We start from the raw sequence: 23,325 nt of genomic DNA, 5'->3' as shown, positions 1-23,325 counted from the left end.
GGCTAAATTTAAAGAATTTTAAAGCATTTTTACTAATACAAAAACACTTGATTTGTTACTGTTACTCTTTTATTTAAGAAAGACAGTTTTAAAAACATAAGGCAATTATACAAACAATAAATTATAAGCTTAGCCAACAATTTATTACCATAAACAGCCCTTGCAGGTTTTTAGTATGGATTTATAGCTTTAGTTATACTTAAAACTGATATTTTTATAAATTTACGTTAAGTTTTGCACTAAATTTTACAAAATCATCTATCTTAGGTGGTTTTGCCACCTAAGATTTGGTTAAAATTTATATCTTACGCCAATTGTACCAGTGTAGTATTTTTCTTCATCTCTTGCTTTAAAACCAAAGTTTATATTTGTAGATAGCGAAGTTGTTATGCTAAATTCTGCACCAGTTTGAAGTGTAAAATAGCCCTTTTTATCGTTGTCTTTGTCAAAGATTATTTTATTGTTTGAACCTATAAAGTTTATAACAGTATCATCTTGTGATTTGTAAATTTCTTGAGAAAAACCAGGATTTAGATAAAAATAGCTACCATCTGCTACATATTTTCTAATCTCAACGCCTAAATTTAAAGATAACTCTTTGTAGTTGTTGGATCTCACTACTACAGGGAGATCTCCACTCTCTTTTAGTTGAGAATTTCTTAGCCACAAATACGATAATCCCAAATTTGGTTTAGCAAAAGCACTCTGTCCCAACTCAAACAAATAACCATAATCCAAATCAAACGATACAAATTTAGACGTAAATCTGCCGTTAGTCCTTAATGCACTATTTGTTAATATTACATTACGATTAAGTTTATTTTTAGATACGCCAAATGATGTCTTTACATCTATTTCATGACTGTTTAAAAATTGCCTTGCATAAACACCAAATTCATAGTTATTTGCCCTATTTTCTAGCCTGTTGCTTGTTTGTTTAGATTTTGATATCGTTGCAAATGTGCCCACTATAGTATCATCAAACGCCTTATCGTAACCGATACTAAAGCCATGCATTTTGGCATTTTGACCACTACTTAAATTAGCTTTTGCACCAAGGACATTTGCCCATAGGTTGTTATCATAATTAAATCTATTTGTATACTCTTTAAACACGGAGTTTAAAGTATCGCCACTATCAGCAAAAGCTTCGTCTTTTAAGTTGTTTATAGCGTAAGCTATAGCTAGATTGTTATTATATGGATTTGAAAGCTTTGCAAGACGTGTTTTTGTAGAAAGCTGTGAGTTTAGTTTGGAAATTTTGGTTGATGTGTTTTTGTGCGAAGTATTGCTTATCTCTTGTAAAGAATCCGCAACCTCTACAATGTCTTGATCTGGTATATCTGATTTGCCACCGATATTATGCATAGCTTCATAGACTTGTTGCTCTTGCTTATTTTTTGCATTTGCAAATACGCCAAGATCTTTTAATCTCTTGTTAAGCTCATCTAATTGCCTTTGAAAATCTTTTATAGTCTCTTGTATTTTTTCAGTCTCTTTTTCTGCTTTTGTATACTTTTCATATGTATCTTTATACTTTTGAAAAATCTCGCTTGTTTTATCAATATTTGCATCAGTTAGAAATTTTTGTATTTTATCATTGGCTGCATGCTGTATTTGTTTTAATGAGTGATTTATTGCCTCTACGCTATCTTTGTCTATTTGTTTGTCATCCTTTGAATATACTTTTAATAAAGTCAATAAATCGTTATTTTGAAATATCGATGAGTTTATTTCAGTCATTAATTCATTTAACTCTTTAACCTTTTCTTTTTCGCCTTCCTTAATTTCTTGAAATTTACTTACCTTATCAAGTTGTTCTTTAAGATTTTGAAGTATCTCTTTAGGATTAGAGTTTAAATTATCAAGCAATCCAATACCAGCCAATTCGTAAAAGTATGATTTATACTTCTCGTTTTCTGTTTTTAATTTGTTATAATTTTGTATTTTACTTTCATAGTCATTCTTGGCTTCTTGAAGTGTATTTTTAATAGAAATGAATTGCTTCTGGGCTTCTATTCTATTTCTATCTGTTGCAACACCTGCAACATCTTGTGCATAAACGTTCATGCTGTATAGTGTGCCAATTATCACGCAAGCTATCTTTGAAAATCTTATCATAAATTCATCCTTAAAAATTTTTTATAATAAACCCGTAAGTATAACAAAATTTTTAATTTTTTGCAAATAAATTAAAAATTTTCAACTTATGTAATATAGATATTTGATTTTAAATTTTACATTTAGAAAGTATAGTAAAAAGTTGCAAGAGTTGCTAAAATATATAAAATTTCACAAAACAACCAAAATTTAGCAACTAAACAAAATTCCAAAATATTTGCGTGAAAGCAAAAGAGTGCAAATTTTAGTATAATACAAAATGCAAACTTATATTAAAACTTACTTAATTTTTTAAGACTCATAGCAAACGCCTTTGCACTAAGCATTACATCATCACCCACTCTAAGTCCGTCTGCTTCCGTTTGACTTAGCACTACCTTACATAATTGATTAGCAACTAGCACTATCGCCACACTCACGCTATCACTTTCGTTAAGCTCTAAAATTTTAGCATTAAATGCTAATTTTTGCGAACCAAGTTGTTTTAAAAACAGCTCTTTTGGGCTTAAAGCACTTTGTATTTTGCCATCATCAACAACATAAACACGCTCACACAAGCGATATATCTCAGCGACATCATGGCTTACTAATATGATGCTTATGTTGTGCTGGGCATGAATTTTTGCTAGATACTCTTGTAAATTTTCACGTGTTTTAATATCAAGAGCAGATAGCGGCTCATCAAGTAGCAAAATTTCAGGATCACGCATTAACGCCCTAGCCAATGCTACGCGTTGCTTTTGTCCGCCTGAAAGCTTTTGTATCTTTGCATTTTTAAGCAAAGCCAAATCCATCTTATATAGCAACTCATCGGCTTTTTTTGTGTCGTTTTTGGCATAAAGCAAATTTTTATAAACACTCATATTATCAAATAACGCATAATCTTGAAAAAGATATCCGATATTTCGCTTTTGCGGTGGTAGTGATTTTGAGCCTGAGTAAAACTTCACTCCATTTACAACTATCTCACCACTATCTGGCGTCTCAAATCCAGCTAAAAGTCTTAGTATCGTGGTTTTGCCACTTCCACTTTTGCCATACAAACATACAAACTCGCCCCTATTTATCTGTAAATTTGCATTTAACACAAACTCGCCATTAGCACCATTTAAACGCTTTTTGATGTCTATCTTAATCATAAAATTTCGCTTATATAAAGTGATGTAGATTTAATATATACAAAAATTTCATCATCTTGCTTTAGATTAAGTGTTAAAGCTGATCTTGTTGTTATCATGCTTTGTAAAATTTCACCATCAAAATCTAGACTTAAAACAGATAAAATTTCTCCAAATCTTATGTTTGTGATTTTGCATTTTAATTCATTATTGATTGAACTATTTTTTATACTACTTTTAGCAACAAACACATCTGAGCTTTTGGCATTTAACATCACGTCTTGATCTATTTTAAGTGCTATGTTTTCTAAGCTTAGCATCACAAGATGCGTGTTATTGGCGTTAAAGACGACTAAGCTAACGCCGTCTTTAACATCTATACTTTTTACTTTTGCTCTAATCATTTTGGTGTGTTATAACCATATTTTTTAAATATCTCTTTGGCGTCATCGCTTAATATAAACTCATAAAAGACCTTTGCTTCCTGGTTGCTTTCGCCTTTTTTTGTTAGCACGATGCCTTGATCAATTGGTGTGTATAAACTTTGATCAACCAACACAAAATTTTCACCCTCTTTGTATTTGCTCATCTTTTCATCATACATCGCACTAGCTGCGATAAAGCCGACATCAGCAGCACTTAATGCTTGTGAGAGTGTTTCTGAAATTTTTTGCGTGATTATGATTTTATCCTTAAGCTTATCATACTCATTTGCATTTTTTAACGCTTCAATACTAGCTTTGCCATATGGTGCGATATCTGGATTGGCAATCGATAGTGATTTTGTAGCTTCTAAGTCTTTTAAGTTGGCATTTAGCTTAATATCTCTTATGCTAAATATCGCCAACGCTCCTTGTGCATAAACAACTGGTGCCTTTAGTGCAAAACCACTCTCATATAATTTATGTGCAAAATCCATATTTGCCGCCATAAACACATCAGCTGGTGCTCCATTTTGTATCTGAGTTACAAGTCCGCCACTAGCACCCAAGCTTAATTTTATCTTAGTTTGTGGTGCGATTTGAGAATATTTTTGAATTAATTCATTAAAAGCATAAGTCGTATTTGCCGCTGCAAACACAACAACCTCCCCACCAATTGCCATAACTACACATAATGCCAACATTGTTAAAATTTTTTTCATTTTATACTCCTATGATAATATCTGTTTTATCTATGAGTATCTCGTATCTCTCCCCTACACTTACTCTTAAATCAAACGCCTCGTCTTTGCTTGTCACTGCGGTTATGCTCTGATCTCCGCTTAAGTTTAGTGTTATTTCGGCATCGTCTTTACCTATTTTTACCTCACTTACTTCGCCTACCAGCCCATCTTTGCTAGGCTCTTTTAAGCTAACACTAGGTGCTTTAAAGATAAAAACAACACTCATCCCAACCGCCAAACCAAGGCTTATTTGACTCTGTTTTGTTATAGTTGCTACTATTTTTTCACCTCCATTTAATCTAGCTATGATTTGCGATTTTAACACACCCTCATTTATCTCACAAATTTCACAATTTAACTGATTTCTAGCACTTAGATTTAAACTTAATCTATTTAAATTTTTGATATCCAAGCTGTTTATATCAAAATTTTTAGCCACATTTGCTAGATACTCACGCTGTAAATTTTGTAGATTTTCAAATGTTTGTATCATCTTTTTGCCATATTCGGTTAGCTCTGAACCGCTATTTTTTTTATTGCCACTTGTGCGTGATATCAGCGGTTTTTCGCTTTTGTTATTGATTATGTCAAGCGTATCCCATGCATTTTTATATGATATCCCAACCTCATTTGCTGCTTTGGTGATTGATTTTGTTTTATCAACAGCTTTTAATAAATCAATATGACGCCCTACAACCTGCACACCCTCGCCCAAAAGCAACTCCAAACTTACATCTGCTCTCAAAAACATTCCTTAAATAAATAAAATTAATTTCACAAGTATAATTAATTATATATATAAACTCGCTTAATTATTACATTTCATTAAATTTAATTTTATCAAGCCGTTTTAGCCTATTTAAAGTATATGAAATATTTAATTAAAGCATTGGATATACTATATGATTATATTTTAAATTTATTTTACAAAAGGTATAATTATAAATTTACAACAAAGGAGTAAAAATGAGATTTTTATTAGCGTTTTTGTTTGCTATGACACTTGGTTTTGCAGATCAAATAGATGATTTTGATAGCGAATTTAGCGATAAAAACGAGATATATGATCCGATAAGTGGATATAACAAAATCATGACAAACGTCAATGATGTAGTGTATGAATACGCATTTGAACCAGTTATAAAAGGCTATAAACACGTAGTGCCAACACCATACAGGACAGCTTTTTATAATGTTTTTGACAATCTCATGTATCCAATTAGATTAGTTAATAATCTGCTTCAGTTTAAATTTAAAAATGCAGGAGAGGAGACGCTTAGGTTTGTAGCAAACACGATAGTCGGTTTTGCTGGTGTTAGCGACGTGGCAAGTAAGCACTATGGACTTGAAAAACACGATGAAGATTTTGGGCAAACACTCGGACATTGGGGCTTTGGAAGTGGTTTTCATATAGTTTGGCCAATCCTTGGACCATCAAATTTCAGAGATACAATTGGTGGCGTTGCTGACTACTTTACTAATCCGCTTAGCTATGTTAAGCCAAGCGAGTTAAGCATGGGGTTAAATGCTTTTAGTATGCTAAATGATTACTCACTTGAAATTCCATACTCTGAGTTTAAAAAAGACGCAATTGAGCTGTATCCATTTTTACGCGATGCGTATGAGCAAAGACGAGATTATCTAATAAAGGAATAAAATGAAAATTTTTAAATTTTTAACTATTTTATCGCTATTTTGCATTAGCCTATTTGGCTTAGATAAAGATGAAATTAAGCAAAATGTAAGTATAAAAATAAACGAGGCACTAGAAATTTTAGCTAAAAAAGAGATCGATGAAGATACAAAACTAAACAATCTTTTTAAGATATTTGATCCGATGTTTGACTACAAGCAGATGGCAAAAATAAGCTTAGGCAAACGCTTTAACTCACTAAGCAAAGAAGAACAAGATGAGTTTAGCAAAGCATTTGAGATAAAGTTAAAAAACTCATATATCGATAAAATCAAAAGTTACTCTGGCGAAAAAATACATATAAAAGATGCAAACGAACCACAACCAAGACGCTATTTTTTAAATGGAGAGCTTATTAGTGATGGCAAATCATATGAGTTTGTATTTAAATTTTACGATGCAAAAGAGCGTGGTTGGCTGATATATGATATAGATATAATAGGCGTAAGTATCATGCAAACATACAGAAGTCAATTTGCCGATATGCTTGAGAGTGCTGATTTTACAACACTCATGGCAAAATTAAACGAATCAAGTCAAAAGTAGATAATTGAAACGATTATTTAAATTTATTGTCAATTTTCCAAAGATAGTCTTAAGTTTTGTGCTTATATCATCTTTGTTTTTTGCATATTATGCCACAAAACTTGAGATAGATGCGTCATCTGAGACGCTTTTACTACAAAATGATCCTGATTTGGCTGTTTGGCGAGATGTTGCAAGTCGCTATGTTTCGCCAAATTTCTTAGTCGTTACATACACGCCAAATTCTGATTTATTGTCGCCTGATTCGCTTAAAATGATACAAAAAATAAGCGACGAACTATCCAAAAACGATATGATTGAAAATGTCATATCTATACTAAATATTCCGCTACTTCAAAGCGTAAAGGGTGGGTTAAGTGGGATATTAAACCACACTCCAACGCTAAAAGATGACGATCTTGATTTAGAAGTGGTCAAAAATGAGCTAAAAACAAGTCCAATTTATTCAAACAATCTTGTTAGTAGCGACTTAAAAACTACGGCAATCGTGCTAAATTTAAAATCAGACAAAAAGTATGAAGCACTACTAAATGAGCGAAATTTACTATCGCAAAAAGAGGTAAATAAAACACTTAGTGCCGATGAAATTACAAAATTTGCTTCGGTAAAAACTGAGTTTAAAAACTACCGCGATGAATTAAGAAAAAAAGAGCATGAAAATTTACAAAAGATAAAAAACACAATTAAAAAATACAATTCAGAGCAAAATGCACTATTTTTAGGCGGTGCAACTATGATCGCTGACGATATGGTTAGCTTTGTTAAAAATGACCTTAGCACATATGGGTTTAGTGTTGCAGTATTGCTTGCAATTAGTTTATGGCTATTTTTTAGGCAAATTCGCTGGGTTGCTCTTGCAATTAGTATATGTGTGCTTAGCTTAGTATTTTCAATGGGGATATTTGGCTTATTTAACTGGGAAATAACAGTCATATCATCAAATTTTGTCTCGCTTGTTTTAATAATCTCAATCTCCGTTGCGATACATTTAATTGTATCTTATAGAGAATTTTACATAAAATATCAACGATACAGTCAAAAACAACTAGTTTATCTAACACTTAAAGATAAAGCAAATCCATCATTTTGGGCGATATTTACGACGATTATTGGTTTTACTTCACTTATGAGTGCGGATATTAAGCCTGTTATAATGCTTGGTATAATGATGAGTTCTGGTATTGCTGTTTCGCTAATTTTAGCATTTTTGATATTTGGCTCGGTTGTTACGCTATTACCAAAACTTGCACCAAAAAATAGCTTTGAAAATAGCTTTAGCTTTACGAAATTTTGTGCTAAATTTGCCATAAAAGACAGATGGCTTATATATGGTGCTTGTGCTTTTTTAATAGCTTTTGGGATATATGGGATTTCTCAGCTTAAAGTCGAAAATAGCTTTATTGGATACTTTAAAAAAGATACCGATATACGCAGTGGCATGGAGGTTATAGATAACGAGCTTGGAGGAACTATTCCGCTTGATGTAATAGTAAAATTTAATGAAGTTCAAGACAAAGTCTTGACGCAAGAGATGGACGAGTTTGAAAGCGAGTTTCAAAACGAAGCAGACTCAAAGAAGTATTTTTTTAATAGCTACCGAACAAGGATTGCATTAAAAGTTCATGATTATTTAAAAGAACAAAATTTTATTGGAAACGTAAGCTCACTAGCAACGCTAATAAAAGTGATAAAAGAGCTAAATAATGGCGAAGTTGATGATTTTTTACTTTCGGCAATGTATGAAAAACTTCCAAATGAATACAAAAATATTATTTTAAGCCCATATGTAAGCATAGACGATAATGAATTGCGATTTAGTATTCGTGTAGTTGATAGCGACGAGAGATTAAGAAGAGATGAGTTTATTAAAAAGCTGCAAAATGACCTAAACGAACTTTTAAAAAATGAAAATGCAAGTGCTAGTGTATCTGGTATGCTGGTGCTATACAATAACGTTTTGCAAAATTTAGTTGCTTCACAGATTAATAGTTTTAGTATTAGTATAGCTGTGCTTTTTGTGCTATTTTGCATAGTATTTAAAAGCATAAAAATAGCACTAATTGCAATCACTACAAACATCATACCACTTTGTGTTTTGTTTGGGATAATGGGTATTTTTGGCATAGCACTCGATGTGATGAGCGTCACAATAGCTGCTATAAGCATAGGCATAGGCGTTGATGATATCATACACTATTTGCATCGCTATAAACACGAACGCCACACGCACGATATTAACACAAGCATAAAAAATAGCCATGCTAGTATCGGATACGCCATGTATTACACATCTTTTGCCGTGATTTTGGGCTTTAGCGTAATGGTTAGTAGTAATTTTATACCAACAATTTATTTTGGTTTGCTAACACTTTTAGTTATGGCATTAATGCTTAGCTCAGCCCTAATTGTCCTTCCAAGAGTTATTAAAACTCTTGGAGTTTAGGGCTAACTTTATGGTATTTATAAAATAGTAAATGCGTAAGAAATATTATAAAAAATAACTGAAAAAACAATCCAACAAAAGGCACTAAACAAAGAATATAAAATACTAAGCACGAAACAGAAAATGCCATCGTGCCACCTTCTAGCAATGCAAGACGAAATTTTATATCATTAAGCACATTCGAAGCAACGTCTATTAGTAAAAATTTATAATACAGATAAAAAAATGGCACCGAAATAGCAATAAAATTTAAAAATGGCAAAACCAAAAATGGCAAACTTACAACCAAAATGCCTAAAAATTTAAAAATTTCAACGATCATTTTACGCATTACAAAAGCAGTGCTTGGCAAATCGCTTAAATCCAGTCCGTAGTGCCTTGCGTTTATCTCTTTTACTACCAATGGTGTAAAAAATCCAACCACAAATAGTGCCACAAAAACGCTTACAATAAGCACCAAATAAGCACCAAATAGATAAAAAATAGATGCCATAAACCACTTTAAAATCGCACTAGAAACAACTATTTTAAATATCTCATTATCGCTTAAATTAAAATATCCAAAATCACCTGTTTGAATCACACCAATTAGTGCTTCGCTGACCGATGAAGCACTAAATGCCACTGCAAAACCAAGCAATAAAATACTTAATATAAGTGGCATTATAGTTAATTTAATAAATTTTTTAGTCCAAAAATCTCTTAAACTAATACTAAAAATTTCAATCACGCTTTTTTATACTCCGCTTCAAGCAAGGCATATATCTCATCCATGCCGCTGACACCATTTGCCAATATTTCACTTATTACGACGTTATCTTCACGTCCTTGCCATATTTTTTTATATACTCCCTCTTTGTATCCGTTATTTTGCCTAAAACGATTTAGTACATTTTTTACAACATAGCACTCATATAGACTTTGTATATTTACGCCGCACTTTAACGCAATGGTAAAGTAAATTTTAAGTATCTCATAAACATCAGCATCAAAGCCACTACAACGATTTATAAGCATTTCAATGTCATTTATAATCTCATACATACTCTCATTTGCGACCACAAACGGCTCTTTGCAAAACGCTTCAAATCCATTTGATATAGCGATATCATCACTTAGTTTTTCTATGCCTCCAAGTCCATTTACATGATAATGACTAAGCATTAAACTCATAACAAAGTGCCATATATCAACAATTTCGATGCGTAAATTTTGTTCATCAGTCGGTGATGATATAGCCTTCCAGTGCTTCCATGCAAAACTATCAATAAGCTCAGCACACTCCATATAAATACATCTTTTCCAGTTTATTAATTTATTTTTGTTTGTATAGCCATTTTCCCAACCAGCCCCGTTTGTTTCGTCATTTAGACTTTGTTGCATGTTTAGCATATCAAGTATTAAATTTTTATATTGCATATATTATCCTTTTGTAAAAACCTGTAATTTTATCAAAAATTTTATAAATAATTGATGTAAGTCATCTAAAATTTTTTAGATTTTAGTATAATTTTATAAAATTTTAGCGTAGTTTAAAATTTCAAATATATCAAAGGACACAAAATGAAAAAAGACAATGTCGTAATCTGTAACGTATGCGGACTAAAAAGTATAGACGATCAAAACGCTGTATTTATCCATGCACACAAAAACAACCAAGAAGTTGATATATGCACAAGCTGTATCCCAAGTGTGATTCACGGCTCAGGCATGGTTGTAAAATCCAACGAAGAGATCGCCGAAGAAGCGTAAAACAAGGGCTTTAAAAGCCCTCTTTAGACATAAAATGAAAATTTATGAGTCTGATTTAATAAATTTTCAAATAATTTATTACTCTTGTTTAGTAGCTCTTGATTTGCTTTATGTTGCTTTAATAATTCATCAAACAGTTTTAGAGTTTTATCCGCTATTGCATTTGCGTGATTTAAGTCTTTTGGACTAGGAAGCTCTTTTTTCATACTATTTGCTAAATTTACTATCTCTTGATTTGAGTAGCTAAATCCTTCATTAATGTTTTTCATAAATTCATCAATTTGCGGTTGTATAGTCTTTAACGCCTCGTTTATCTCAGCTATGTCATTTGCATCCAAACCATTGCCTTCATAACTAAAATTATAACCATATTCGTGTGTTAATGTCATAACACTAACGCTTGAGTTTTGCGTTTTAGCACTATTATAGCTCACGCTTTTATTATCATACATTGATAAGTTTATCTTATCGCCAGTGCTTGTTTTAAAAGAAAAATCCAATGAATTAAGATTTGCATTAAAAAGATTTTTTACTTGCATTTTATTTCTCCTTGATTTTACTATAATCGGCAAAATTTCAAAAATATTAAGCACTTTAAGGCTAAAATATCTACAAAATTTAAGGAAATTTATATGTGTTGTTTTGGTATCAGGGTTTTAATGCTGTTTTTTATAACATTTGCAAGTATTTTTTTGCATAAATTTTTCCCATTATATCCAGCTTTGCTTTACTATTTTATACTTGCAAATTTACTAAGTATTACAATGCTTTTATTATATTTTTCAAACAAACTTCCAGAGTATTTTAAGCCACAAACTCTACACTATTTTAGTTTAATTGGTGGTTTTTTAATGATGATTATTGGCTATTTTTATATTGCTAAAAAATTTGATAAATTTTTAATTATAGAGATTTTGATAGCCATTTTTTGGGGTATATTATTTTATATTATAGGTCAAAATTTTACTGAAATTTTAGAGTTTGTAAGAGTAGCGTATGCATGAAAAAATTAGCAAATTTCTACACTCACAACATCTAGCTTCAATTTGCGTTTTACACAAAAATCTGCCATACTCTTTTAGTGCATTTTATGCTTATGATGATGATACTAAGAGTATAATTTTTGCTAGTGACACAAACACAACTCACACAAAAGCATTTTTATCCACGCCAAAAGTTAGTGCCACGATAGCACTAAATACGCTAAAAGTCGCAAAAATACAAGGCGTTCAAATTTTAGGCATAGTAAATAGTGCAAATGAGATACAAAAAGAGTGCTATTACAGGGCTTTTGCCTTCTCAAAAACTCTAAACCCAACACTTTGGGCATGTAAAATAAAGTGGATAAAATACACAGATAACACGCTTGGTTTTGGTAAAAAAATTATCTGGGAAAATGAAAAACTTTAGTTTTATCAATCAAGTTTATTATTTTTTTTAAATCGCAGTAGTTTAAACCCCATACAAATATGGGGCGTGAGATTAAATATAGCTTATTTGATAATGCTCTTTTTTAGGTGTGCGTGGATAAAACTCGGCGTCACTCTTGCCAAGCACGATAGAGCAAAGTGGTGAGTAGCCATCAGGGATACCAGCTTTTTTAGCAAGCTCTGGTTCATCAAAAAGCGTAACCACGACTGTGTTTATAAGGCATGAGCTAAGCCCTAAAGACGCAGCACGAAGCTGCATATTTTGCATGACAGAACCCATCGCCCAATAAACATTTCTATGGATATTTTCAAGCTTTAAAAACTCAAATCCCTTTGGCAACTCATCTACTAATTTTCCAGAGATAAGTATATAAACAGGTGCGTCATAAAGCGTATTTTTTACGCCAAGCATATCAAGCGTAGCTCCAAATTTTCGCGATGCCGCCGCGTCAAGCTCGGCTAAAAGCTCCTTGTTTGTAATAACACTAATGTGAGCGTCTTTCGTGGTAAAAAGTGCAGGTGCTAGATATCCGGCTTCTAAAACCGCTTCTATCTCTTCAGAGCTTGGCAACTCATCGCTAAATTTACGCACACTTTGGCGTTTTTGCATAGCTTCTAGTAGCTTCATCTTTTCTCCTTTAAATTTTTAGTATTGTAGTGTAATTTAAATTTTTCTTTACTTAAAATTTTAACTTCTCATCGCAACCATCACGCCTTGCCATAAAGACAAATTTACGCTTAAACAAAGCTTACTAGATAGTTATCTTTTCGTGCTTCACGAACCTCATAAGGCGTCTTACTCTTACCGATCACGACAGATGTTAGCGGTGTGTAGCCCTGCGGTATGCTTATCTTTTGCGATAGTTCTTTATCATGTATAAGCCCTGCGACAGTGCCATTTACAGGGCAACTCGCAAGCCCAAGATCAGTCGCTCTAAGCTGGATATTTTGCACCATCGTGCCTATCGTCCAAGCCAAGCTTCGGTTACAAAAATCAAGATCTATCGCGTCCTTAAACGCTTCTGGCACTTCGCTTACAAGTGGTGCTGAGATCACGATGTAAACTGGTGCATTGTATAAAACACTGCTGATATTTAGTGGTTTTCCATAACGACTCACACCAAGCTCATCAAGCTGTTTTAAGACCGCCTTATCGGTAATAACGCTAATGTGGGTATTTTACTCATAAACACGACTGGAGCGTGATAAATAGCTTCCAAAATCGCATCAATCTCCTCCTTGCTTGGCATATAGTCTGTAAAATCACGCAAACTTATGCGTTTTTGCATAGCTTCTACTAAATTCATTCTCTCTCCCTTTAATACTCGCCGTCATTTAGATCTTTACATAATCCATCTCGTCATATCCCGCATGAAGCGTGATCTGATGCAAGGTATCAGCTGGGATTATGTATATATCGCCCTTTTTATAGGTTTTGCACTCGCCATTTATCTAAAGTGTGCAAGAGCCTGACAAAACGCTTGTAAATTGTGCTTTATGACTATGGCGAGGAAATTTTACCTCTTTTTGTGCTTTAACAAAATAAATCGTTTTGCTTGGCGTATGCTTTCTATGCACAAAAAGCCCATCTATGCCGTAATCCACGCCTTTTACTTTTTAACAAAATCCGGAAAATCAAAACTCTCGCCCATCATCGATCAAATTTAAATTTATCAAATCAAGCTCTTTATACACTCTTTAATCTTTGCAAAATCAGCCGTCGGCTCAAATCTAGCCACAACTTCGCCGTTTCTATCCACGATAAATTTTGTAAAATTCCACTTCACGCCATCGCCTTGCAAGATTTCTGGGAAATTTTCAGCCAAAGAAGCCTCAAGCTTTTGCGAGAGTGGATGAGCCTTATCAAAGCCCTTAAATCCTTGCTTTTGTGTTAAATACTTAAAAAGCTCTATGGCATTTTCGCCTCTCACATCGCCCTTTTTAAACAGCTCAAATGTCACGCCAAAATTTAACTGACAATTTTTAGCGATATTTTCATCATCATCTGGCTCTTGATTTGCAAAATTATCACTTGGAAATCCTAACACGCAAAGCCCTTTATCCTTAAATTCCTTATTTAACTCTTCAAGCTGCGTGTATTGGTCCGTAAAACCGCATTTACTAGCGGTATTTGCGATTAAGATAACCTTGTCTTTATACTCGCTCATACTTTTACACTCGCCCTTGTTTGTCAAAACATTTATGTCATAAATACTCATTTTCTCTCCTAAAATAATACACTAGTAGTGTAAGTTATCAAAAAGCACGCAAATAACTAGCGTACAACTAAAATGTATCGCCCTTGCTTTTTTATGCTCCATGCTTTTTCGCCTTGACATCCATATAGCCAAAAAACAAGATAGTTAGAAAATAGCATAACCAAAAGTGTATCTTTAGTATGTTAAAAGTGCAGCTGCTACTGAAGCCCACAAAACCGCCATCAACGAATACGCAATTTTTGAAATTACATCTGACATCTCATATCCTTTTTTGTTTTATAGGCAAATTATATCTAGCTTTTGTGTCCTGAATGTGTCTTTTTTGGTATTTTTAAGATAAATTGAGTGCCAAAATTTTGCTTACTTTTTACATCTATTTTTACGCTTAAAAGCTGTGAAATTTTAGCCACTATGCTAAGCCCTAGTCCGCTTCCAAGATCTGAGTGTGACTCCTCGCACTGATAAAATCTATCAAAAATTTTATCGATTTTCTTAGCCTCTATGCCGATACCCTGATCTTTTATGATAACCTCTATCTCGCTTTTTTCTACCTTGCAAGATATCTCTATGGGCTTATCTTCAGGTGAGTATTTTATGGCGTTTTCTATCAAATTTTGCCAAATTTGTGCTAAAAGTGGTGCGTTGCTTAGCGTGTTTGCTTTGTTTAAGCTTAGCACGAACTCACGGTTTGGATACTTTTGCGTTAGAAATATCACGCTAGATCTTAGCTGTTCATCGACTTGCACCATCTCATCAAGCTTTACGATGCTTGAGTTATCAAGTCTTGCTAGTTTTAGCAAGTTCTCGCAAAGGCGGTTTAATCGGTTTGCCTCTTTGTTTATAAGAGCGGCGTAGTGTGCGTTTTGTGCGGGGTTTTCAAGCATTAGCTCACTAAGCCCAGCGATGCTAAAAATCGGCGTTTTGATCTCGTGCGAGACATTTGAGATGAACTCTTTTTGTAAGTTTTGATTAAGCTCTAGGTGCTGTGCCATCTTGTTTAAATTTACGATGACCTCGTCTAGCTCGTGCATATAGACATAGTTGCTTAGATTTTTATGCACTTTTCGCTCAGCCCTTGCACTAAAATCACCATTTGCCACGGCATCTATCGTGTCTTTTATGCGTTTTATGGGTCTAATTAGAAATTTCATACCAAAATAAAGCAGAGTAAAATTTAGCCCAATTGCCAAAATAGAGCTTAAAACGCTAAGTAAAAGTGCACTATAAAAGCTTAGATCCTTGCCAAAAATATGATAAAAAATCCCCCAAATAATAAGGCAAGAAATCACACTAAAAAAGCCAAAAGCAAGCGAACTAAACGCCGCTACATAAGTTTTTAAGCTTACATAATACTTTCTCATCACGCCTCTTTTTTTACCGCTTTATAGCCAAGCCCACGCACCGTTGCTATCTCAAAGTCGCTGTTTTTTTCAAATTTTGCACGAAGTTTTTTGATGTGAGTATCGACAACTCGCTCATCGCTATCGCTTTCAAAGCCCCAAATTTCTTGCATTATCTCAAAGCGAGTGAAAATTTTACCCTCGTTTGAAAGTAGCAAAAACAAAAGATAAAACTCCTTTGGTGCAAGCTCGATTTTTACGCCGTTTTCGCTCACACTAAGTGCGTTAAAATCAAGCTTTGTGCCACCCATCACAAGCTCTTTTTCATTTGCGATTTTTGCCCTTCTTAGCAAGGCATTTACCCTTAAAACCAGCTCTTTTAAATTTATAGGCTTACTCATATAATCATCAGCACCGCTACCAAAGCCCGTTTGCATATCCTCTATCTCGCTTTTTGCGGTAATCATTAAAATCGGCTTGTTTTTTTCATATTTTCGTATCTGGCGGCTAAGCTCAAAGCCATCCATTTGTGGCATCATCACATCGGTTATAACTAGATCAAAATGAGAGCTTTCAAGTGCGGCAAGTGCGTTTTTGCCGTTGTTTGCTACACTTACATTAAAGCCTTCAAGACGCAGTTTGTCGCGTATAATCGTGCTTAAAATTTCATCATCTTCAACAAGTAAAATACTAAACATCTTAAAACGCACACGCCTCGATCTTACCGCTTAAAAAACCCTTTTTAAACCACTGCATGCGTTGTTTTGAACTACCATGAGTAAAAGAGTCAGGCACTACATGACCTTGGAATTTTCGTTGTAAAGTATCATCACCGATGGCACTCGCGGCATTTAAAGCCTCTTGTATATCACCATCTTCAAGACGCGAATTTATATGCTTAGCCCAAATTCCAGCATAGCAGTCAGCCTGAAGCTCGACACGCACCTGCAGGGCATTTTGCTCTATAATATTGCCAGAACGAGCCTTTAACTGCTGGATTTTATCTAAAGTGCCGCTTAAATTTTGCACATGGTGACCAATCTCATGAGCTATCACATAAGCTTGTGCAAAGTCACCACTAGCCTTATACACCTTAGCAAGCTCATCAAAAAAGCTAAGATCTAGATACACCTTATGATCTGCTGGGCAGTAAAATGGACCACTTTGAGAGCTTGCAAATCCACAAGCACTTCTAACTTGTTCCCTAAAAACAACCAAATTTGGCTCTACGTAAGTCGCCCCATGATCTTTAAAAATTTTACTCCACACATCTTCTGTTTGGGCTAAGACCGCCGAAACAAAGGCAAATCTCTCATTTTCTTGTTCATTTTGAGCGATCTGGACTTGCGAGGAAGTCTGTGACATGTCAAGATCTAAAAGTGCAAGTGGATTATACCCCATAAAATACGCCACTACACCCAAACCGAGTACAACACGACCGATATTTGAGCCTAGCAAAAAACGGATGATAGGCAAAAGTGAGCCGATACGACCTGAGCCAAATCCCCCACCACTACGCCTATCTTCAATATTTGAGCTTCGTCTGCTATCTCGCCATCTCATATTTATTCCTTAAAATTTTATGATATTTTAGCGTATTTATTGTAAAATTATCTAAATTTAAGAAAGCTTACATTTACACTTTTAGCTTTAAATATTAAAAATATACCGCTTAGCCTGACAAGATAGCAAATAAATTTATGTAAGTATTTTAGTATGTTAAAAGTGTAGCTTAAAGACCACAAAACCGCTATTAACGAATGCACAATTTTTCAAATCACATATCATATCATTATGACAAAATTATAACTACCTAATTGCATCTTTTAAACGATATTATTATTTAATAAACATATCATCATTTAGTCTTAAAATTTCAACTATATTTAAGATTTGCTCTATCTCATTTTTGTATATTTTGATATTTTCTTCGCTTATTTTAATGTCAAGTCTAATCTCAAAACTATCCTTATTAAGTTCTAAAAACAAATACATCCTATTATCCATAAAACAAGCATTTACAATGCATTTAAACTCATTTTTAAGTTTAATGAAATCTTGCATAAAACGAGGAGTAAGTATATATCTAGCATCAATTTGATCAGTGCAATATACATTAAATTTAGCTTCAAACTCACTGTCATCCATATATGCCCTACTTTTATCAGAGATAAAAATTTTAGCCTTTTTATCGATAATATATGTTTTAAAACGGATTTTTTTATTAAATTCACATATCGCAAAAATCCCCTTAAAAACGACAATTTCTTTGCTTTTGTTATTAGTTTGTATCTGTTTTGTTGCATAAATATCGCTTAGTCTAATATTAACACCGCTTTGTGTGCCACTTATTAAATCATTTCCGCTATAACGCTTTAACTTGTCTGGATATATCTGGCATCTATCAAACTCATCTTGATTTATATATCCTGATTTATCATAAGTAAGCGTGGCACTTAGCTCATTTATGATATTTAAGATTATTTCGTCTTTGAAATTTACTACTATGCTTTTACTAAGTTTAGTTTTTGCAATGCTATACAAAATAATGCAGATAAAGACATAGCCAACAAAAACCATCATTATTTTATCAATATAACGCACTTGACAAATATAAACACACGCAACCAAACCCAAAAACATTAAAATTTTAAGCAATTTTAAACGAAAGAGTATGCGTTGTCTTTCATTCTCTAGTTTAAGCATTATTTAAACAGTTCTTTTAAATTTGGATTTTCTCTCTCAATTTCACTTGCATGAAAAAACTGCTCTTTTGTAAAATTAAACATCTTTGCAATTATGCTAGTAGGAAACATTTGAATATAGTTGTTTAAATCCATTACAGAGCCGTTATACGCACGTCTTGCAGCATTTAGTTGCTATTCAATCTCATTTAGACTTTTTTGCAAATGGATAAAATTTTCATTTGCTTTTAGCTCCGGATACGCCTCAACAGCAACCCTAATGCCACTAAGTAGTTTAGAAATTTCGTTATTTAATTTAAAATCATCATCGCCGTTAATTGCATTTGATCTTAGTTTAGTAATCTTGCTAAGGGTTTCACGCTCATGCGTCATATACTCTTTTACACTAGCAACTAAATTTGGTATCAAATCGTAGCGTTTTTTTAGCTGAGTATCAACTCCAGCTCTTATGTTTTTTACTTGATTTTTCTTTGCAATGAAAGTATTGTAAGTATTAATGCCCCATATAGCTATAATCAACAATACTATCGCAACGCCTAACACAAAATTGCTCATTTTTTATCCTTTTACAAGAGTAGAAATTTCATCTTTTGTCATTCTAAATTTTATCCATCCACTTTGACGCTTTGCTTTAATGCTTTCATAAAATTTAACACTTGGCTCATTCCAGTCAAGACACTCCCACTCAAGTCGCCCAAATCCTTGTTCTTGACAAATCTTTGCTAGTTCTTTTATGAGATTTAATCCTATGCCTTTTTGCCTATATTCTGGTTTGACATACAAATCTTCTAAATACACTCCTGCACGACCTAAAAATGTAGAAAATGAGTGAAAATACAGTGCATAAGCGACTACTTTATCATCTTCTACAACAACTAAAGCATTGGCAAGTTTAAGATCAAACAAGTGCTTTATAAACAGCTCCTCATCGATATTAACTTCATCTAGTAGCACCTCATATTCTGCTAACTCTTTTATTAGCTTAATTATTTCAAATGCGTCCTTTTTCTCGGCTTTTCGTATCATTTTTATCCTTTGTATGATTTTTAGCTCACGCTTTGTGTTTTGAAATCTTTACGATTTTATCGATTTAACACCTACATATTTATCAAACTCTTTTGTTTTAATAAATAACTATCTTTTTTAAGGCACATCAGTAACTCATAAATATTATCTAATACTCTCTTTTAGATAAATTAATAGCACAAAGTTTGATATATTTTACCTAAAAGATATACACAATAACTTTATTTAAACAAAAATTAAACAAATTAGTAGTAAAATCTGGACTTTTATTTTAACAAAAGGAGAGAAAATGAAAATTTCTAAAATTTTAATCGCATCATCTTTGCTAGGCAGTATAGCGTTTGCAGATGGTGCTTTTGTCGGCGTTAGTGGTGCATACAACTTCAAAAGCCAAATCAAGCCAGATAAATCAGAGCAAAAAGGAAAATTTGGCAAATTTGATGATAAAAATGCGGAGTTTGGGATAAAAGCTGGTTATGATTTTGATAGCTTTAGAGCATATGGAGCTTATGTGTATGGCACAAAGGCAAAGAAAGATAAAACATCTAAATCTAACGCACAACCAACAGAGAATTTAAAAATCGAGTGGAAAAGCCACAACATCGTAGGTGGAGTAGATTGGACGCCTGAGATCGTAAGCGGATTTAAAGCTGTTGTTGGTGGATATATGGGCGTATCTTATGCTAAGTCTAATACGGCGCTAAAAGATTCTACTGGCAAAATCGTTGCTACAGGTTCAAAAAATGCAAGTGGTCTTATTACAGGGATAAAACTAGGCGGACTTTATGAGCTTGATATGCACAATGAGATTGAGTTTGGCTTTAAAGGTGAAAACGTAAAATTCAAAGACGCAAATGCTAGAAATTTTGGTTTATATCTAGGCTATAACTACAAATTTTAACTTCTATGGGACAGTTTTGTCCCATCTTTTATACATTTTACACGTTTAAACTTTATACTTAGCAATCCATGCCAAAATAGCACTAAAGTAAAGCCACGACAGTTTTACTGCTAGGCTTTACAATAATTATTAAAAAGTGCTTAATATTTATACACCAAGCTTACTACAGCAGTTCGCCCACGTGAATAGTTGTTTAACGTAGGAGTGTTGCCAATACCCATTATAAAGTGAGTTTGCGATGCTGAGTCGTTGTTTGAATCAAGCGGATCGACATATCTTTTGTCAAAGAAATTTTGTATCTCGCCTTTTATCATGAAATTTTTACTTGGTTCAAAAATAACGTAAAAATCAAATATCACCGGCTGTGCCTTGATGTCTTCAGTGCCGCTTATTCTCATCTTGCTTTTATTGTTCCACTTAGACGCATAAACATCAGGGATTATCACGTCTCCATAGGCTTTTTCTATCTTTGCACGTTTGGATTTGCCGTAGTATTTTGCCGTTGTTCCTATGGTAAATTTTTGTCCAAACAACCTAGTTCCTATATCAAGTGAGCCGTAGTCTTTTGGTAGCATGGAGACTTTGCTTAATCCAAACCCTTGCAAATACACATCTTTTGAAGCACTTGCATTTACTTTATGACTTGCATCAGAGTATGAGCTAGGCTGATTTGTCTTTTGTCTAGCGTAAGCTAAATTTGCATAGAAAAACCCTATATCATAGCTTAGCTCAAGCTCCAAGCCCCTGATATTTACATCCTTTGGATAGTTTAAGTGTGTGATGTGTGGGTAGCATGTATAAATCGACTCGTTATTGCACTCGCGTTTTGCGTTGATTATATAATCTTGTATTTTTGTATCATAAAATAGCATCTTAAATCCCAAAATATCACTTTTGCCAAATAGTCCTTCTTTATAAGAGTTAAAGCCATATTCAACCGTTCTAGCACGTTCTGGTTTAAGGTCGGTCCTAACTGCTAAATCTCCAATCTCTGAAAAATACACCTCTTTTATATTTGGTATGCGATGTGTTTTAGAGTATGTCACAAACGGAACAAAAAGATCGTGAAAATTTACCGAAAAACTAAGCGAATAGTTATTTAGTTGCCCCTCGTTGCCTCTTATTATAGCTAGATCCGCTTGTTTGCAATCTTCTAGCATATACATATCATCTCCGTCACCAGCATTATCTTCATCAGGCTCAAATTTACAATACTTTTTTGCCACTTCTAGCCCAAACTCATCTAAGTATCTTTTAGCCAGACTATCGCCATATATCTTTCCGCCATTGTATTTACCTATAGGTTTTTGTATGTCGCCATTACGTTTTCCAAACCTACTATAAACCTTGCCATCAAACTGATAGCGTTGCCTGTTTATGTTAAAATTTAGCGTATAAAAGTCATTGCTAAATGTATTGTCTAAATAAAGTGTCTTTATCTTTTGGTTGCCATCTGGCTGAAAAGCATTTGATTTGGTGCTATGAAAGGTGCATTTGGTAAATTCCGTAGAGTCGTTTCCTCTTTCTGGACACTCATCTATGCTGTTTGGCTCTCCATTTTCAAAGTGATAGGCAAGTTCGCGTGGATGACGATTTTTCTTATATGAATTGCGCAACAAATTCATACCAAAAGTCGTCGTAAGCTCGGTATCAAAGGCAAGTTCATTGGTAAATGTCTGGCTTATATCAAACGTTTTTGACTCATTTTTACTCTCAAGGTCAGCTATTATCTCTTTGCTATTAAATTTTGAACCTTTGTAGTATTTTTGTTTGCCGATATTATTGGCAAATAACAAATTTATATCGATGTTTTTATCGTTGTTTAGATTGTAGTTTATCTGATAGTTATTGTTTATAATATCCCTACCAGCAATTGATGTTTTAAGATCTCGATACTGAAGCGTTAAAGCGTTGTAATCATCTAGATACTCTATCTTTGCTAGATTACTTGTTGGTTTATTTTTAAGTTTTTCTGGCTCAAACGGTATACGATTTAGCGTCTGACGATACTCGTTTTCACACTTTCTACTCTCCGATGGAAACATACCACCAGTGCAGGCTTGTTGGATTAGCTTTTCTTGATCATCTTTATCCACATCTTTTATATTTACCTTGCCACCGACATTATAATTTTGAGAAATTTTCCTAATGCTATATCCATATAAAAAGCCTATTTGCGAACCGTTCTCAAAATTATGCTTTGCAGCAAAGGCACCCATATAATTTGGTCCAGTTGCGTTCTTGCCACCTAAAATTCTACCCATAAAGCCAAAATCTTTGCCATCTTGTATGATATCATTAATGCCAATTGTTTTAAAATCAACTGCACCCATTAAGGAATTTGCACCACCGCTACCCTTAAAGCTACCACGCTGGATTGCGACTGTGCTAATAAAGCTTGGATCGACATTTGCTCCAAATTGCGATGTGCCACCTGCTTTATTGCTGTTATCAGAAGATGTTGAAAAAAATGTCTGAGTAACACCATCAACCATCGTATTTACCCTGCCAAATTCACTCATACCACGGATGTTTGCCGAAACACTGCCTGATGATTTATCGATATTTGTAAATGCTCCTGGAACTGAGCGAATGATATTATCAATGCTTTTTGTGGATGTTGCGACATCATCTCTAGCACTTAATGCACCTGCTTGTTTATAGACCTTTTTGCTCTCCTTTTGTAGTTTATGCTCTACGTTTATACCATCAAGAGCAACATCTTGTGCCGCTTGTAGTGTTGTTATTAGCGATACGCCAACACCAAACTTAATAAAATTATTCATAACTCATCTAGCCTCCTAATATAATTATTACTATTAATATTTTTATAATAATATCAATATTTAATTAATATAATCTTAAT

The 23,325-nt window shown here is 33.6% G+C and carries 26 protein-coding genes and 1 pseudogene; 7 read left to right on the top strand and 20 right to left on the bottom strand.

All coding sequences use genetic code 11. From position 1 onward, the window contains the following. Positions 1-291 precede the first annotated feature (291 nt). The 5 genes from LQU93_RS06740 to LQU93_RS06720 all read right to left on the bottom strand — a co-directional run bounded on the left by LQU93_RS06740 (position 292) and on the right by LQU93_RS06720 (position 5,155). Positions 292-2,121, bottom strand: coding sequence for an autotransporter outer membrane beta-barrel domain-containing protein (locus tag LQU93_RS06740; RefSeq protein ID WP_229933122.1), 1,830 nt, complete (start codon positions 2,119-2,121; stop codon positions 292-294). 272 nt (positions 2,122-2,393) lie between these two features. Next, positions 2,394-3,260: an ABC transporter ATP-binding protein gene (locus tag LQU93_RS06735; protein ID WP_229933121.1), complete on the bottom strand. Its 867-nt coding sequence runs from the start codon at positions 3,258-3,260 to the stop codon at positions 2,394-2,396. Beyond that, positions 3,257-3,643, bottom strand: coding sequence for a TOBE domain-containing protein (locus LQU93_RS06730; RefSeq protein ID WP_229933120.1), 387 nt, complete (start codon positions 3,641-3,643; stop codon positions 3,257-3,259). Before LQU93_RS06730 ends, LQU93_RS06735 begins: the two co-directional genes overlap by 4 nt. Then, entirely contained in the window at positions 3,640-4,383 is a 744-nt protein-coding gene (modA, locus tag LQU93_RS06725; RefSeq protein WP_229933119.1) for a molybdate ABC transporter substrate-binding protein, read from the bottom strand. Before modA ends, LQU93_RS06730 begins: the two co-directional genes overlap by 4 nt. Position 4,384: 1 nt before the next feature. Continuing rightward, a complete protein-coding gene (locus tag LQU93_RS06720; RefSeq protein ID WP_229933118.1) occupies positions 4,385-5,155 on the bottom strand; it encodes a TOBE domain-containing protein in 771 nt (256 codons plus the stop codon). A 215-nt stretch (positions 5,156-5,370) separates the two neighbouring features. On the opposite strand from LQU93_RS06720, the gene LQU93_RS06715 reads away from it, so the two are divergent. From LQU93_RS06715 to LQU93_RS06705, 3 genes are read left to right on the top strand one after another with little or no spacing between them, the layout of a single operon-like run. Further along, the gene (locus LQU93_RS06715) at positions 5,371-6,060 is read left to right on the top strand and encodes an MlaA family lipoprotein (RefSeq protein ID WP_229933117.1); all 690 of its coding nucleotides are present in this window, start codon (positions 5,371-5,373) and stop codon (positions 6,058-6,060) included. A 1-nt stretch (position 6,061) separates the two neighbouring features. Next, a complete protein-coding gene (locus LQU93_RS06710) occupies positions 6,062-6,643 on the top strand; it encodes a Tgt2/MlaC family protein (RefSeq protein WP_229933116.1) in 582 nt (193 codons plus the stop codon). Between the two features lie 4 nt (positions 6,644-6,647). Continuing rightward, on the top strand, positions 6,648-9,086 hold the full coding sequence (locus LQU93_RS06705) for an efflux RND transporter permease subunit (protein ID WP_229933115.1): 2,439 nt from the start codon (positions 6,648-6,650) through the stop codon (positions 9,084-9,086). Here the strand turns inward: LQU93_RS06705 and LQU93_RS06700 are convergent. Together LQU93_RS06700 and dut are read right to left on the bottom strand one after the other, a co-directional pair. Continuing rightward, positions 9,067-9,816, bottom strand: coding sequence for an EI24 domain-containing protein (locus tag LQU93_RS06700; RefSeq protein WP_229933114.1), 750 nt, complete (start codon positions 9,814-9,816; stop codon positions 9,067-9,069). The genes LQU93_RS06705 and LQU93_RS06700 overlap by 20 nt on opposite strands. Then, a complete protein-coding gene (gene dut / locus LQU93_RS06695) occupies positions 9,813-10,505 on the bottom strand; it encodes a dUTPase (RefSeq protein ID WP_229933113.1) in 693 nt (230 codons plus the stop codon). The genes LQU93_RS06700 and dut overlap by 4 nt, the downstream gene beginning before the upstream one ends. Positions 10,506-10,649: 144 nt before the next feature. Between dut and LQU93_RS06690 the strand changes: the two genes are divergently transcribed. Further along, on the top strand, positions 10,650-10,838 hold the full coding sequence (locus LQU93_RS06690; protein WP_229933112.1) for a hypothetical protein: 189 nt from the start codon (positions 10,650-10,652) through the stop codon (positions 10,836-10,838). Between the two features lie 23 nt (positions 10,839-10,861). On the opposite strand, the gene LQU93_RS06685 is transcribed toward LQU93_RS06690, so the two are convergent. Then, positions 10,862-11,377 carry an ATP/GTP-binding protein gene (locus tag LQU93_RS06685; RefSeq protein ID WP_229933111.1) on the bottom strand — a complete coding sequence of 172 codons (516 nt, stop codon included), beginning with the start codon at positions 11,375-11,377 and terminating at the stop codon, positions 10,862-10,864. Positions 11,378-11,497: 120 nt separating this feature from the next. On the opposite strand from LQU93_RS06685, the gene LQU93_RS06680 reads away from it, so the two are divergent. Together LQU93_RS06680 and LQU93_RS06675 are read left to right on the top strand one after the other, a co-directional pair. Beyond that, entirely contained in the window at positions 11,498-11,842 is a 345-nt protein-coding gene (locus tag LQU93_RS06680) for an L-arabinose ABC transporter (protein WP_229933110.1), read from the top strand. Next, entirely contained in the window at positions 11,835-12,248 is a 414-nt protein-coding gene (locus tag LQU93_RS06675) for a hypothetical protein (protein WP_229933109.1), read from the top strand. The genes LQU93_RS06680 and LQU93_RS06675 overlap by 8 nt, the downstream gene beginning before the upstream one ends. 72 nt (positions 12,249-12,320) lie before the next feature. Here LQU93_RS06675 and LQU93_RS06670 read toward each other — a convergent pair whose 3' ends face one another. The 11 genes and pseudogenes from LQU93_RS06670 to LQU93_RS06620 form a co-directional block, all read right to left on the bottom strand. Continuing rightward, positions 12,321-12,896, bottom strand: a complete 576-nt coding sequence (locus LQU93_RS06670; RefSeq protein ID WP_229933108.1) for a nitroreductase family protein — start codon at positions 12,894-12,896, stop codon at positions 12,321-12,323. A gap of 110 nt (positions 12,897-13,006) precedes the next feature. Next, the gene (locus tag LQU93_RS06665) at positions 13,007-13,387 is read right to left on the bottom strand and encodes a nitroreductase family protein (protein ID WP_229933107.1); all 381 of its coding nucleotides are present in this window, start codon (positions 13,385-13,387) and stop codon (positions 13,007-13,009) included. 20 nt (positions 13,388-13,407) lie between these two features. After that, on the bottom strand, positions 13,408-13,575 hold the full coding sequence (locus LQU93_RS06660) for a nitroreductase family protein (protein WP_229933106.1): 168 nt from the start codon (positions 13,573-13,575) through the stop codon (positions 13,408-13,410). Positions 13,576-13,720: 145 nt separating this feature from the next. Further along, on the bottom strand, positions 13,721-13,873 hold the full coding sequence (locus LQU93_RS06655) for a hypothetical protein (RefSeq protein ID WP_229933105.1): 153 nt from the start codon (positions 13,871-13,873) through the stop codon (positions 13,721-13,723). 68 nt (positions 13,874-13,941) lie between these two features. After that, on the bottom strand, positions 13,942-14,487 hold the full coding sequence (locus LQU93_RS06650) for a glutathione peroxidase (protein WP_229933104.1): 546 nt from the start codon (positions 14,485-14,487) through the stop codon (positions 13,942-13,944). Between the two features lie 293 nt (positions 14,488-14,780). Next, the gene (locus tag LQU93_RS06645) at positions 14,781-15,848 is read right to left on the bottom strand and encodes a HAMP domain-containing sensor histidine kinase (RefSeq protein ID WP_229933103.1); all 1,068 of its coding nucleotides are present in this window, start codon (positions 15,846-15,848) and stop codon (positions 14,781-14,783) included. Continuing rightward, positions 15,848-16,525, bottom strand: a complete 678-nt coding sequence (locus LQU93_RS06640; protein ID WP_229933102.1) for a response regulator transcription factor — start codon at positions 16,523-16,525, stop codon at positions 15,848-15,850. The genes LQU93_RS06645 and LQU93_RS06640 overlap by 1 nt, the downstream gene beginning before the upstream one ends. Position 16,526: 1 nt before the next feature. Then, entirely contained in the window at positions 16,527-17,390 is an 864-nt protein-coding gene (gene ypfJ, locus LQU93_RS06635; protein ID WP_229933101.1) for a KPN_02809 family neutral zinc metallopeptidase, read from the bottom strand. Between the two features lie 276 nt (positions 17,391-17,666). Further along, positions 17,667-18,533, bottom strand: coding sequence for a DUF3137 domain-containing protein (locus LQU93_RS06630; protein WP_229933100.1), 867 nt, complete (start codon positions 18,531-18,533; stop codon positions 17,667-17,669). Beyond that, a pseudogene (locus LQU93_RS06625) lies at positions 18,533-19,087 on the bottom strand (LemA family protein). Before LQU93_RS06625 ends, LQU93_RS06630 begins: the two are co-directional and overlap by 1 nt. A gap of 3 nt (positions 19,088-19,090) precedes the next feature. Next, complete coding sequence (locus tag LQU93_RS06620) at positions 19,091-19,558, bottom strand: GNAT family N-acetyltransferase (RefSeq protein ID WP_229933099.1); 468 nt, start codon at positions 19,556-19,558, stop codon at positions 19,091-19,093. Positions 19,559-19,847: 289 nt separating this feature from the next. Between LQU93_RS06620 and LQU93_RS06615 the strand changes: the two genes are divergently transcribed. Continuing rightward, positions 19,848-20,459 (top strand): hypothetical protein, encoded by a 612-nt coding sequence (locus LQU93_RS06615; RefSeq protein WP_229933098.1) that lies wholly within the window; start codon positions 19,848-19,850, stop codon positions 20,457-20,459. Between the two features lie 140 nt (positions 20,460-20,599). On the opposite strand, the gene LQU93_RS06610 is transcribed toward LQU93_RS06615, so the two are convergent. Continuing rightward, positions 20,600-23,245 carry a TonB-dependent receptor domain-containing protein gene (locus LQU93_RS06610; protein WP_229933097.1) on the bottom strand — a complete coding sequence of 882 codons (2,646 nt, stop codon included), beginning with the start codon at positions 23,243-23,245 and terminating at the stop codon, positions 20,600-20,602. Positions 23,246-23,325 lie beyond the last annotated feature (80 nt).

The sequence above is a fragment of the Campylobacter majalis genome (assembly GCF_905120465.1).
Taxonomy (GTDB): domain Bacteria; phylum Campylobacterota; class Campylobacteria; order Campylobacterales; family Campylobacteraceae; genus Campylobacter_A; species Campylobacter_A majalis.
Note: the sequence above shows the minus strand (reverse complement) of the source record. Positions and strands in the feature narration are given on the sequence as shown.

What these genes read in the sequence shown, in the direction of transcription:
- LQU93_RS06740 (WP_229933122.1), bottom strand. Translation starts at nt 2,121, where the DNA reads ATGATAAGATTTTCAAAGATAGCTTGCGTGATAATTGGCACACTATAC.
- LQU93_RS06735 (WP_229933121.1), bottom strand. Translation starts at nt 3,260, where the DNA reads ATGATTAAGATAGACATCAAAAAGCGTTTAAATGGTGCTAATGGCGAG.
- LQU93_RS06730 (WP_229933120.1), bottom strand. Translation starts at nt 3,643, where the DNA reads ATGATTAGAGCAAAAGTAAAAAGTATAGATGTTAAAGACGGCGTTAGC.
- modA (WP_229933119.1), bottom strand. Translation starts at nt 4,383, where the DNA reads ATGAAAAAAATTTTAACAATGTTGGCATTATGTGTAGTTATGGCAATT.
- LQU93_RS06720 (WP_229933118.1), bottom strand. Translation starts at nt 5,155, where the DNA reads ATGTTTTTGAGAGCAGATGTAAGTTTGGAGTTGCTTTTGGGCGAGGGT.
- LQU93_RS06715 (WP_229933117.1), top strand. Translation starts at nt 5,371, where the DNA reads ATGAGATTTTTATTAGCGTTTTTGTTTGCTATGACACTTGGTTTTGCA.
- LQU93_RS06710 (WP_229933116.1), top strand. Translation starts at nt 6,062, where the DNA reads ATGAAAATTTTTAAATTTTTAACTATTTTATCGCTATTTTGCATTAGC.
- dut (WP_229933113.1), bottom strand. Translation starts at nt 10,505, where the DNA reads ATGCAATATAAAAATTTAATACTTGATATGCTAAACATGCAACAAAGT.
- LQU93_RS06690 (WP_229933112.1), top strand. Translation starts at nt 10,650, where the DNA reads ATGAAAAAAGACAATGTCGTAATCTGTAACGTATGCGGACTAAAAAGT.
- LQU93_RS06685 (WP_229933111.1), bottom strand. Translation starts at nt 11,377, where the DNA reads ATGCAAGTAAAAAATCTTTTTAATGCAAATCTTAATTCATTGGATTTT.
- LQU93_RS06680 (WP_229933110.1), top strand. Translation starts at nt 11,498, where the DNA reads ATGCTGTTTTTTATAACATTTGCAAGTATTTTTTTGCATAAATTTTTC.
- LQU93_RS06675 (WP_229933109.1), top strand. Translation starts at nt 11,835, where the DNA reads ATGCATGAAAAAATTAGCAAATTTCTACACTCACAACATCTAGCTTCA.
- LQU93_RS06670 (WP_229933108.1), bottom strand. Translation starts at nt 12,896, where the DNA reads ATGAAGCTACTAGAAGCTATGCAAAAACGCCAAAGTGTGCGTAAATTT.
- LQU93_RS06660 (WP_229933106.1), bottom strand. Translation starts at nt 13,575, where the DNA reads ATGAATTTAGTAGAAGCTATGCAAAAACGCATAAGTTTGCGTGATTTT.
- LQU93_RS06650 (WP_229933104.1), bottom strand. Translation starts at nt 14,487, where the DNA reads ATGAGTATTTATGACATAAATGTTTTGACAAACAAGGGCGAGTGTAAA.
- LQU93_RS06645 (WP_229933103.1), bottom strand. Translation starts at nt 15,848, where the DNA reads ATGAGAAAGTATTATGTAAGCTTAAAAACTTATGTAGCGGCGTTTAGT.
- LQU93_RS06640 (WP_229933102.1), bottom strand. Translation starts at nt 16,525, where the DNA reads ATGTTTAGTATTTTACTTGTTGAAGATGATGAAATTTTAAGCACGATT.
- ypfJ (WP_229933101.1), bottom strand. Translation starts at nt 17,390, where the DNA reads ATGAGATGGCGAGATAGCAGACGAAGCTCAAATATTGAAGATAGGCGT.
- LQU93_RS06630 (WP_229933100.1), bottom strand. Translation starts at nt 18,533, where the DNA reads ATGCTTAAACTAGAGAATGAAAGACAACGCATACTCTTTCGTTTAAAA.
- LQU93_RS06620 (WP_229933099.1), bottom strand. Translation starts at nt 19,558, where the DNA reads ATGATACGAAAAGCCGAGAAAAAGGACGCATTTGAAATAATTAAGCTA.
- LQU93_RS06615 (WP_229933098.1), top strand. Translation starts at nt 19,848, where the DNA reads ATGAAAATTTCTAAAATTTTAATCGCATCATCTTTGCTAGGCAGTATA.
- LQU93_RS06610 (WP_229933097.1), bottom strand. Translation starts at nt 23,245, where the DNA reads ATGAATAATTTTATTAAGTTTGGTGTTGGCGTATCGCTAATAACAACA.